Consider the following 12890-nt stretch of genomic DNA (forward strand, 5'->3'; position numbering starts at 1 on the left):
TTACCGGCGGTCGCTGTCTCTGCCTGGTCGGCTGGAGTCATCAGCCGCTCCACCCGGTCCGGTTCGGCTGCGTCAGCAAACCGGCCTCGCGGAACCGCTCCACATACATCGGGATGAGCTTGCGCAGGTCCGGCGGCGCGTGCTCGGGTGCGCCCGCCGTTGTGTTGCGCACGTCCAGCCGGCTGCGGCGTAGCACCGGGTCGGACGACTCGATGAACAACGGCAGCAACGGGTACAGGGGGTTGTCATCCTCGTAGCTGATCCGGGCCAGTTCGGCGTCCCAGACGTGCAGCGGAACCATCTCAAGTTGGTAGCCGGCCTCTCGGACGGCATCGATGAACTCCTCGTACGGGATCGGCTGCGGATGAGTCAGGTGATAGGTCTGCCCGCCGGCCTCCTTCGAGATCCCGACGATCGTGCGGGACACCAGGTCCACCGGGGCGATGTCCACTATGGCGTCCAGTTCTGGGCAGATACCCAGCTGGATGATGCCGCGTAGGAAGCGGACGAAGAAGTCACCGGTCTGGCCGCAGCCGCCGGACAGTGCGCCGGTGAGCATCCCGGGCCGATAGATGCTGGCTGTGAGCCCGGCCTGGCGGGCGTTCACAACCAACTTGTCCGCCACCCACTTCGACTCGGCATAGCCGCCGCCGTAGAGGCTGTCGCAATGCCGGAGGGGTTCGTCCTCGTAGATTCGGGCCTGGCGGTGGTACCCGTAGGCGTCGAACACCGCGTCGGACGAGATGTAATGGAAGGCCTTGGCCCGTCCCTGGACAGCGAGTCGGAGCAACTCCCGGGTGCCCTCCACGTTGGCGGCGCGCAGCTTCTCGTACGGCAGCAGGGAGTTCACCTGCGCGCCGTTGTGGTAGATCGCGTCGATCGAATCGGCAAGCCGCTGCCAGACCTGGTCGCTGAGGCCGAGCCGCTGGCGGGCGATGTCGCCGACGACGCCGACGATACGGTCGGTCTGAAGGTTATCGAGGCAGTCGTATGTCCGCAGGTTCGCCAGCACCCGGTCACGGGCGTGCTGCTCGTCGTCCGCTCGGACCAGGCAGTGCAGCGTGGCCTCGGTGTGCCGGAGCAGTTCCGCGGTCAGGTAGGCACCGAGGAAACCGGTGGCTCCGGTGAGCAGCACGTGCCGGGCCTCGGTCGCCGGCGCGGAACTCGGGGGGACCAGCACGGGATCTGGGAGCGCGTCGTTGATGAGCCGGGACAACCCGGAGCGCGGAGCGGGCACGGGGTCGGCCGGCGGGGCGAAGAAGCCCGCGCCGCGCAACGTGCTAAGGCAAGCCTTCGCCGTATCGAGGACGAACCGCACGTCGTCAGGCGTGTGCGCGGTCGACAGGAAACAGACCCGAGTCTCCAAGACGTAGATCCCACGCAGCCCCATCAGGTGGAAGAACAGGTCGATGGCGAGCGGGAAACGCTGGAGGCTGTACTCGCCTTCGCCAATGAATCGGAACAGCGACGAGAAGTGGACCATCCGCAGCGGGAAGCCCTCGGCCTGGCAGAAGTCGTTGAACTCCTGCGCCATGCGGGTCACCCGGTCTGCCAGCTCACGCTGCGGCTGCGCTCCAGTGTCGCGCAGGTGGGTGAGCACGGCCTCGGCCGCCGCCATGGTCAGCGGGTTCTTGTTGAAGGTGCCGCCGAAGAACGTTGTCGGCACGGCCGGACTGGAGTTGTCACCGTACTTCCAGGCGCCGCCGTCGACGGTGTCCATGAACTCCGCGCGCCCGGCCACCGCGCCGATCGGCATGCCGCCGCCCAGAATTTTCCCGTACGTCACCAGGTCGGCGCGTACCCCGCACCACGCCTGCGCGCCGCCCGGGCCGACACGGAAACCCGTGATCACCTCGTCGAAGATCAGCGCGGTTCCCGTCGCTTGGGTGATCTCCCGCAGCTCACGCAGGAAGCCGGTCGGCTGGAGGTCAGGCCGGCGGCTCTGCACCGGCTCGACGAGCACGGCGGCGAGCTGCGGGCCGAGCGCGCGAATCGCGTCAAGGCTCTCCGGGGCGCCGTACTCGAGCACCACCACGTCGTTCATGGCGCCGGCGCCGATGCCTCGAGTCATCGGGATCGCGCCGTCGGCACCGGCCGGCAATGCCAGCGTGCTGTCCGACCACCCGTGGTAGGACCCCTCGAACATGACGAACCGGGTACGCCCCGTGGCGGCCCGGGCGAAGCGCAGCGCGGCCATCACGGCCTCGGTGCCGGAGTTGCAGAACACCGCGCGGTCGGTGCCGGTCAGCTCGCAGAGCAGACGCGCGACGTGACCTGACTGACCGGTCTGCGGCCCGATGTGAAGCCCGCGGTCCAGTTGGTCGCGCAGGGCGTTGACGACGAAATCCGGCTGATGGCCGAACAGGTGCACCCCGTAGCCCATCGAGATGTCAACGTACTCTCGGCCGTCGACGTCCCAGAAGCGCGCCCCGGCCGACCGGTCGACAACGACGGGGTATGCCATCTCTTTGCAGAGCGCCTGCCACGGCGGCATCCGGCAGTTGGCCAGTACGTCCCGGTCGCCTTCGGCCGCGGCCTTCGAGCGCCCGGTCCGTGCCGAGTAGGCGGCCACCAGGTCGGTCAGAAAGCGTGACTGCCGTTCGGTAAGCGTGTCGGTCGGCTGCGAGGCGTGCTGCGGGCCGCTCGGGCCGCTGCTGGACCGAGGGCTCTGCGGCGCCTCCGCCACCGTTGCCACGGGTGCCGGGGGGACTTCCGGCTCGACGGGATACGTAGCCGGGGCCCGGGCAGGCGACGAGGACTCGACCCGTGCCGGCGAAGCCGTGACAGCCCCGGACGCCGGCAGCCGCTGCGCCACCATCCGGGCCAATTCCACCAGGGAGTCGGCTTCCTCGGTGAGCTCCTGGAAGGAGATCACCACCTGGTGGCGGTCCCGGATGAACTGGCTGAGCCGCATGAACGTCAACGAGTCCGCGCCCAGATCGCCGATGTTGTCGGTCGCCGACAGATCCCCACCGGGCATGCCGAGCAGGCCGGCGACGTGCTCGCGCAGGGCCTCCAGCAGGTCGGGCCGGTCGTCGGGCGCGGTCCGCGGCGCCGGGACGGTGGGAACCGGCTCGCGGACGCTGACCGGCTCGGATCGCAGGGGTGGCGCCGTCCTTTCGGGACCGAGCCAGAGTCGCATTCGCTTGAACGGGTATGTCGGAAGTGCCGTCCGAGCCGGTGGTTCGCCGTCGTACAGCGCCGCCCAGTCCACAACCTGGCCCTCGCACCAGGCGCGGGCCAGCCCGGCCAGATCGCGCCGCCGGAGCATGTCATCGATCTCGGCGGGGCCACTGCCGGACGTTCTCGCCAGCCCTCGGACCACCCCGGGCCCGTCCAGGTGCGTCAGGCACTCGCGCAGCGCCGTGAAGTCGGCGGCGACCACGGCGAGCCGGTGCCGTTGCGGCTGGCGCCCACTCTGCAAAGTCCAGGCCACCCCGGCGGGGTCGTGGAGCGTCGGCAGCGCATCGGCGAACCGGGACAGCAGGGCGGCCAGGTCGGCATCGTCGCGGGCGGAGAAGGGAAACACGAACGGTGCGGAGTACGCAGCCGCCGGCGCCGGCGGCTGCTGGTACGACTCCAGCAAGACGTGAGCGTTCGTGCCGCTCATCCCGAACGAACTCACCCCGGCGGTCCGCGGCCTTCCGGCCGGCCACGCGGTCGTGTTGCGAGGCACCGCGACCGGCAGGCTCGACCAGTCGACGTTGTGATTGAGCTCGGCGCAATGAATCTGCGGGGGAATGACGCCGTGCTGCAGCGCCAGCACAGCCTTGACCACGCCCGCGAGGCCGGACGCCTCCTCCAGGTGGCCGATGTTGGCCTTGACCGACCCCAGCAGCAGCGGGGAGTCACGCTGCCGGAAGACGTCCCCGAGGGCGTTCACCTCGATCGGATCCCCGAGCTGGGTGCCGGTGCCATGGGTCTCCAGATAGGTCACGTCGGCCGGGGACATCCCGGCGTCCGCGAGCGCCTTGACGATCAACCGCGCCTGAGCGCCGCCGTTCGGCACCGTCAGGCCCGCGCTCGGGCCGTCGTGGTTGACCGCACTGCCACGGATTACCGCGTACACCGGGTCACCGTCGGCGACCGCCCGGTCCAACCGCTTGATGAGCAGCGTCACCACGCCCTCGCCACGGCCGAAGCCGTCGGCCTCGGCGGAGAAGGCCTTGGAAACCCCGTCGGGCGAGAGCGCCGACAGCCGGCAGAGCTGTACGGTCTCCTCCGGCGCGAGCATCAGCTTGGCTCCGCCGACGATGGCCACGCCGCACTCGTCCTGGCGAATGGCCCGCACTGCGGAGTGCAGGGCCACCAGCGACGAGGAGCAGGCGGTGGCGGTCACGATGCTCGGGCCGTGTAGGCCGAGCTTGTACGATATTCGACCCGCGGTGAAGCTCAGCGTCGTCCCGGTCGCCAGGTACGGCTCGTTGCCCAGGTGTCCGTCGGCCTGCCGTAGATAGTCGTTGAGGAACTCGTCGCAGCCCAGATAGACGCCGGTGTCGGTGCCGCGCAGGGTGGACGGGTCGATGCCGGCGCTCTCCACGACGCTCCAGGCACTTTCCAGCAGCAGGCGATGGCGTGGGTCCATGCTCGCCGCCTCACGCGGCGAGATACCGAAGAAGGCGGGATCGAAGCAGTCCGCCTCGTCGATCAGCCCCGCCCGGCGCACGTACATCTTGCCGGGGGTCTCAGCCGACTCGTCGTACCAGTGGTCGAGCGCCCAGCGTTGGTCCGGAATCTCGCGCACCGCGTCGCGACCCTCGATCAGCAGCTCCCACAAGTCGCCCGGCGAGTCAGCGCCGGGCAGGCGGCAGGACATGCCGATGATCGCGACGGGGGGATTGGCCGGTACGGGGGCGATCTCCGGCCGCAGTGTCCCGGGGGCAGCGGTGGAGCCCGCCGCCGGCACCGCCTCGATGTCGGCGGCAAAGTGCCGTTCGCCGAGGTACCGCACGAGCTCGTCCGGCGACGGGCGTTCGAAGATCACCGTAGCGGGCAGCCGGCAGCCGAGCTTCTCCTGCAGCCGAGCGCGCAGATCCAGCGCTCCGAGGGAGTCGACGCCGAGCTCGACGAAGCCCTGCGTGGCATCGAGTTCGGCTTCCCCGCCTCCGAGCAGCCGCTGAATCGTGGCCATGACGGTGTGGCGCAGCAGGGCGCGGGCTCGGTCCGGCGGCAATGCCCGTAGCGTCCCGGCGATGGACGAGGCGCCGGCTTCCGGTGGCGCAGGGAAGTTGTCCGGCGCGAACTCCGCGATCATGGGAGTGGTCCGCTGGGTGGCGGCGTAGCGGGCCCAGTCCATGCTGGCCACCGCCGCGTGCGGGACTTCGGCGGCGATCAGCGTCGCCAGCGCCCGTACGGCGGCCTCGGCCGTGATCGGCCGTTCTCCTTCGTCAATCAGCCGGGCGCGGTGCCGTTCCGATAGCCGTGCGGTCATCCCGGCCTCCGCCCAGCTTCCCCAGCTGACACTCAGCGCCGGCAGGCCGAGGCGCCGTCGGTGTCGCGCGAGCTCGTCGAGGAACTCGTTGGCCACCGCGTAGCCGGCCTGCCCTCGGTAGCCCAGCAGCGAAGCCAGCGAGGAGGAGAGGACGAAGAAGTCGAGCGTGCGGTCGCGGGTCAACTCGTGCAGCAGCCACGCCCCATCGACCTTGGGTCGGAGGACGGTGGCGAGCACCTCGTCGCCCTGCCGCAACAGCGGGCCGTCGCGCAGAGATCCGGCGCAGTGCACAACACCCCGCAGGCCAGCGCCGCAGTCGTCGAGGACGGAGTGCATCCGCGCCGCGTCGGTGACGTCGGCCCGGACGACATCGACGGCGACGCCGGTGGCTCGCAGAGCGATCCAGACATGACGGTCCCGCTGATCCGGCTCGCCGCGCCGGCTGACCAGAACCAGCCTGGCCGGCCCCGACTGTGCCATGGCGAGAGCCAGCCGCAGTCCCAGGCCACCGGTGCCTCCGGTGATCAGGTAGGTCCCGTCGGAGCGAACCGGCAGTGCCCGACCGGCTGGTAGGGGGCTGTCGTGCAGGGTCCGCAGGCGTCCGTCCAGTACCAGCCCAGCCTCGATGACCAGCTCATCCGCTTCACCAGGCGCGCCGGCCTCGACCAACGCGGCCGCCTGCGCCAGGTTGCCCGGATCGTCCGCGCCGAGGATCGTCAAAGCGGTGGACCGCAGTTCCGCGTGCTCGGCGTTCAGAGTGCGCGCCAGGGCACCGATGCCGGCATGGCCCAGCGGTGCTTCGGTCCCGGGCTCCGGTGCGACCAGCCACAGCCGCGTGCCCTCGGCCCGGCCGAGGATCGGCTCAAGCACGTCCCGTACCGCGGTGAGTAGCGCCGCCGGCCCGTCCGGCTCAAGCACGAGGACCACCGTGTCGCACCCCGCCAGCGCGTCCGTCTCCACCACGACCTTGGCCCGGGCGCGGAGCACGCCGGTGAGCCTGCTGGCCGAGCCGAGCACCGCGACGCGACGCGACGCGGGGGCCGACGCGCTGCCGAGCACGACCGGACTCCAAGACTTGACCAGCATCTGGACGGTATCCGCCGGACCGGGGTCGTCTCGGGTCTGCGAGGTGGCCACCATCGGCGGGTGCGCCGCAGAACCGGCCGGGCGGGGATCCAGCCAGTGCCGTCCGCGCTGGAAAGCATAGGTAGGCACCGGCACCCGGCGCCGGGCGAAGGGCGCGTCGAAACCCGTCCAGTCGACGGGGACGCCAGTTAGGTACAGTCGGCGGTAGGCGGCGATCGCGGCGTCCGCATCCCGCGGGGTCATGCTCGGTAGCCATTGCGAACCTCGGGCCCCGGGCCGCCGCCGGCCCAAAGCGCTGAGAACAGCCTTGGGGCCGAGCTCCACGAAGATTCGGGTCCCGCCCTGTTCCACCAGGCTCACCGCGTCACTGAAGCGCACCGGGTCGACGATGTGTCGGACCCAATACCCGGCGTGGCTCATCTCAACCGCTTCCAGCACGGACCCTGTGACTGTCGAGACGATGTCGATGCTGGGTGCGGCATACCGGACCGTCTCAGCGACCGCGCGGAACTCGTCGAGGATCGGAGTCATCAGCGGAGAGTGGAAGGCGCGGTCCACGTTGAGCGCTACGACCTCGATCCCGTCCGCCCGCAGCGTGCGGCACACCTGCTCGAGCGCCTCCCGGGGCCCAGACAAAACGGTGAGGTCGGCAGCGTTGACGGCGGCGATCGCCACACTGCCGCCGGCCTCGGTCAGATGTCGCCTGACCGTCTCCACACCGGCGCCGATCTGTGCCATCCCGCCGCCCTCGGGCAATGCCTGCATGAGCCTGCCCCGAGCCGCCACGAGCCGCGCAGCGTCCTCGAGACTGAACACCCCACCGACACAGGCGGCCACGTACTCACCGATGCTGTGGCCGATCAGGACGTCGGGGGAGACGCCCCACGACTGCCAGAGCTGGCTGAGCGCGTACCCGATGGTGAACAATGCCGGCTGGGTCGTCGCAGTCCGGTCGAAGGCGGGATCGTGCTGCTCGCCGTACAGCAGGCCGGTGAGTGAACGACCCAGCTCTGGGCGGAGCAGCTCGTCGCAGCGGTCGACAGCGGCGCGGAAGACCGGTTGGGTGTCGTAGAGCGATCGGCCCATGCCGAGGTAGTGCGAGCCTTGCCCGGCGCAGGCGAACGCGATCCGGGGCCGCTCATCCGAGGGGCAGGACGCGGGTCGGCCGATGTCCGGAGCTTGCAGCAGCGCGGCGATCTGGGCCCGAGCGTCGGCGATGTCCGCAGCCTGGATGGCGATTCGGTGGTCGAAATGCCGTCGCCCTGTGGCGGCGGAGTAGCAGAAATCGGCGAAGTCCGAGGTGTCCCGTCCATCGAGGTGCCGCAGATGGCGTTGCAGGTTGGCGCGCAGCGCCGGCTCGGTCTTCGCCGACACGGGCAGCAGGTGGCTGCGCCGGTCAATGCCGGTGGTGGGGCGTCCCGGCCTGGGCGGCGCCTCCTCGATCACCACATGACAGTTGGTGCCGCCCATGCCGAACGAGCTGATGCCGGCCCGGCGGGGATGTCCCTGGGCAGCTGGCCACGCCCTCAGCTCGGTGTTGACGAAGAACGGGCTCTCGGCCAGTCCTGCCAGCGGATTGGGCGAACGGAAGTGCAGGCTGGGCGGCAGTTGACCGTGATGCAGGCTGAGCGCCGTCTTGATCAGGCCGAGCACGCCGGCCGCCTCGTCGAGATGCCCGATGTTGGTCTTGACCGAGCCGATCGCGCAGAACTGCCCATCGCGGGCCCGGCCACGACGGAACGCCTCGGTGAGCCCGGCGATCTCGATCGGATCGCCCAACCGGGTCCCGGTGCCGTGCGTCTCGACGTACGAAATGGTGTCGGCCGGTACCCCGGCGCGTTCCTGCGCTCGGACGATGACCTCGGTCTGGGCCGCCACGCTCGGCCCGGAATAGTCCATCTTGCCGGCGCCGTCATTGTTGACCGCGGAGCCCTTGACGACCGCGTAGACACGGTCGCCGTCGGCGAGCGCGGTAGACAGCCGTTTGAGTACGACCACCCCGAGACCGTTGCCGAAGACGGTACCGTCGGCATCGGCGTCGAAGGCCCGGCAATGGCCGTCGGAGGAAACCATCATGCCCTCGCGCCACAGGTAGCCGGTGTTCTGCGGCGTGATGATCGAGACGCCCCCCGCGAGAGCCACGTCACAGTCGCCGGCGAGCAGAGCCTGTACTGCCGCATGGACCGCGACCAACGACGTGGAGCAGGTGGTCTGCACGTTCACACTCGGACCCCGCAGGTCGAGCTTGAACGCGACCCGGGTTGGCAGGTGGTCACTCGCGTTGCCCTGTTCGATGCGCAGCTCCGTCGCCTCGGCGAAGTGCCGGTGGCTGAGGAACGTTCGATCGCCTAGCTTGGCCGGAAGCACATTGTTGATCAGATAGGTGTTGAGACTCGCCCCCGCCCACACGCCGACCCGATGGCGGCTGGTGTCCAGGCCGGAGTCCTCGACCGCCTCCCAGGCGCACTCCAGGAACAATCGCTGCTGCGGGTCGATCACAGCCGCCTCGGCCGCGCTGTAGCCAAAAAACGCCGCGTCGAACAGGTCCGTGTCAGCGAGCAGGGCGGCTGCCGGCACAAAACGCGGATCCTCGGTCTGGTCCGGCTCCAGCCGGTGGATCTGCGCGTCCCGCAACCGGGTGACGGATTCGACCCCGTCGCACAAATGGCGCCAGAACTGATCGACGTCCGCAGCACCGGGTACCCGGCATGCCATGCCGACGATCGCCACATCCCGGTCGGAGCCAGCGGGCTCCGGGAGGGGCGCTTCTGCGGCCGGCTCGCCGTCGGTGACGTCCGGCGCCTCACCCAGGAAGCGGGTGAGTTCGGCCACCGTCGGGTATCGAAACAGCGCGTCGATCGGGATGCTGCGCCGCAGGACAGCGCTGATCTGCTGGTGCGCGAGCACCAGCGAGATGGAGTCGCCGCCTAGCTCGAAAAAGGTCTTGTTGGACGGCACCTCGGACACGTCGAGCAGTTCGGCCCAGATGCGCGCGACGATGCCCGTGCTGTCCGCAGCGGCGACCGCCGTGGCGTCCGGCTCTGCGGTGACCGGTTCGGGAAGCCCTCGGACGTCGAGCTTGCCGCTCGGCGTGAGAGGCAGCGAGTCGAGCAGCACATAGCTGGTGGGCCGCATGTAGTCGGGCAGCCGCCCCGCCAGGTGACTGCGCAATGCATCGATCAGGCCGACGCGCTCCACAGCATCCTCTGGCGTCACATAGGCCACCAGCCGCGTCTGCCGTCGGTCGTTGACCTTCGTGGTGACGACGCATTCGGAGACCGCATGATGCTCCGCCAGGACCGCTTCCACCTCAGTGGGTTCCACCCGGAAACCGCGAATCTTGGTCTGGTTGTCGGCGCGGCCCAAGCACTCGATCGTGCCGTCCGGCAAGTAGCGGCCGACGTCGCCGAGCCGGTAGAGGCGCGCGCCCTGTACGCCAAACGGGCTGGCGACGAACCGCTCGGCGGTGAGTTCCGGGCGGCGGTGGTAACGCGCGGCGAGGCAGTCGCCCTCCGCGTACAGCTCACCGACGATGCCGATCGGCACCAACTGCCGAGCCTCGTCCAGAATGAACAGGTTCATGTTGTTGACGTTGGCGGTGCCGATCGGTGCGATCGCCGGCCAGCGGCTCGGGTCGCCCGACAGCGTGTGCGTCGCTACGTCAATGCACTCGGTGGAGCCGTAGTGGTTGTGGATCACGCAGCCGGTCCGCGCGGCGAAATCGCGGATCTCGGGGGTGATGCGCAACACCTCCCCTCCGACGATGAGCTCTCGCAGGTGCTCCGGGACGGCACCAGTCTGCGCGGCCTGCGCAGCCTGTTGCAGCGCCACGAATGGCATGTACCACTTAGCCACCCGTTCCTGGTGCGCGAAGGCGAGCAGCGCCATCGGATTGCACCGGGTGTCCTCGTCGACCTGGATCAGGGTGGCGCCCATGCACAGGCCCGCGAGAATCTCGTGGAAGGAGACATCGAAGCTGATGGGCGAGTACAGCAGCGTGCGCGTGCCGACCTCCGACAGCCAGGCGGCGCGATGCCATGAGACGAGGTTGGCCAGGGCGGAGTGCGCGACCAGAACACCCTTCGGCAGCCCGGTTGATCCAGAGGTATAGATGCAGTAGGCGATGGTGTCATGGTTAACCTCGGGCAGCGGCCGTCCGGGGCCAGCGTCGGAGTTCGCGTCGGCCGACACCTTGGTCAGCGGGGCGAAAAGGGCCGCCACCGCCGGCCTGCGTTCCAGCAGTGCGGCATGGTCCGTGACGACCACGCGCACTCCGGCGTCACGCAGCATGAAGTCCAGCCGGTCCGCCGGGTATGCCGCGTCCAGCGGGACCACGGCGCAGCCCGCTTTCATGATCGCTACGACCGCGACCACCAGCTCGATCGACCGGTCCAGGCAGAGGCCCACCCTGTCGTCCCGCCGCGCTCCGGCGTCCAGCAGACGCCAGGCGAGCAGATCCGCCCGCCGGTCCAGCTCGGCATAGCTGAGGCGCTCACCACGGAACTCAACGGCGGTCGTGTCCGGCGTACGGGCGGCCTGTTCGACGATGAGCTGGTGTACGGCGCACCGGCGGTACGGGGTGCGCCGGGTATTCCAGCGCTGTCGGACCCGGTCCAGCTCATCCGGGCCGAGATAGGGCACGGTGGCGACCGGCATCTCGGGATGCCGCAGCACTGCCCAAAGCATCTGCACAAAGTGGCCCGCGACCTGCGTAATCTGATCCTCCGGGAACAGCGCAGCGCGGTAGCTCCAATCCATCACGGTACCCGAGGTGAGCCGCCGGGCGGTGACGTGTACGTCATGGCCGACGCTGACCGGCGCCAAGTCGTAGTCGGTGACCGCCAGCATGCCTGCCTCGCCGGCCGACAGCGCCGGGACAAGGTCCAGTTCACAGTCGAAGAGCAAGGGAAACAGGGCGTACGGCCCGGCGTCGGAAGTCGCCGGAGCATGGCGGAGCAATTGCTGGTACGGATAGTCGCCGTGCTGATCGGCCCGGTCCAGCTGGCCTTGGGTTTCCGCCAGCACCTGTTCGAAGGTGGTGCCGGCGGTGATCGCTAACCGAAGCGGCACCACATTTCGGTACGGGCCCAGGGCCGGCCCCTCACCACCCGGGCGGCCCTGCGAAACGGCTCTGCAGAACGTCGTTTCGTCGCGGGCACCGTATCGGTAGAGCAGAGCGGCGAAGGCCGCGGTCAGGACCGTCGAGGCGGGGCTGTCGCTGGACCGCGCGGCCTGCTCAAGTAGCTCGACCAGGTCTGGCGGCAGCGGGATCCGCAACGCCCGGTGCCGAAGGTCGGAATCTGCCGCTCGGGGAACAAACGCGGGCAGTTCGGCCGGCTGTGGTTCACCGGACAGCAACGTCGACCAGTACTCCTCCTGGCGCTGGAGGGTCCCGGCATCGATCGATCGCTGCCGCATCGCGTGCTCGCGATACTGCCGCGTCGCCACTGCGGTGGCCCCGTCCTGGCCGTCGGATGCGTCCACCCCGTGGCCGAGTAGCTCCCGGCAGACCAGCGCGAGCGTCTCAGCGTCCGCGGCGGCCGTGTGCATGGCCACAACCAGCACGTGGCGATCCTCGCTAGTGGCCACCAGCAGCGTGCGCCACAATGGAGCGACCCCTAATTCGAACGGACGGCTCAGGAACGACTCAACGAGCTGCCGCGCACGCGCGTCGGGCGCCGGATCGCCGGAGACGTCAATCGTTGAGACTTCCGGCTCGATCTCGTCACGGACCCGCTGGACGAGGCCGTCCCTCGTAACGCAGAGTTCGGTTCTGAGAATGTCGTGCCGGTTGCTCAGCGCCCGGCACTTGCGGCGCACCACGTCATCCCGTAAGTGGCCGGACACGACAAACGCCCTGTGTGAGCACAGCGTCATCGACCCCCCTACCAGCTGCTCGAGGACGTAAGACCGGTCCTGTTCGTAGGAGGCGGGATAGTGCTGCGCTTGGTTCATCAGGAGAACTGACTGCTTTCCTCGGGCGCTCAGGACTATGCCAATATATACCTGGCGACCTAAATGGACTGTCCCGTTTGCCGTGCCGTCCTCAGCCTGGCTCCGCCTCGCCAGGCATTAGCCGGCCCTGTTCAGACACTCCCAACGGATGTCTGCTAAGGGACTTCTCTCTAGGTGGGTGAGGGCGTTGCCAGGGGTGGAGTCGCCGCGGTAGCCGCCGTCGGCAATGACCGGCCGGCCGTCGGCGACACCGTCCCCGCCGCGCTCGGCGACCAGCCGAACCAGCTGGCGGAATTGGGTGGGCTGCAACCCGGTGAACGAAAAGAATCCACTCCGAGCGGCTGCCGTGAGCACCTGCACCGCAGGCATCCTGCCCCAGCGTCCCCAATGGACAGAAGCCCCAGGGTTAGGAGACATC

General features: G+C 69.2%; 1 protein-coding gene and 1 pseudogene. Both read right to left on the minus strand.

Annotated elements, in window-relative coordinates; all coding sequences use genetic code 11:
• Window positions 1-40: 40 nt before the first annotated feature.
• Complete coding sequence (locus tag IW248_RS03755; RefSeq protein ID WP_196925657.1) at window positions 41-12472, minus strand: non-ribosomal peptide synthetase/type I polyketide synthase; 12432 nt, start codon at window positions 12470-12472, stop codon at window positions 41-43.
• Between the two features lie 231 nt (window positions 12473-12703).
• Window positions 12704-12841: pseudogene (locus IW248_RS32835) on the minus strand (IS5/IS1182 family transposase); the annotation flags it as partial.
• Window positions 12842-12890: the final 49 nt, after the last annotated feature.

It is taken from the genome of Micromonospora ureilytica, assembly GCF_015751765.1.
Classification (GTDB): Bacteria; Actinomycetota; Actinomycetes; order Mycobacteriales; family Micromonosporaceae; genus Micromonospora; species Micromonospora ureilytica.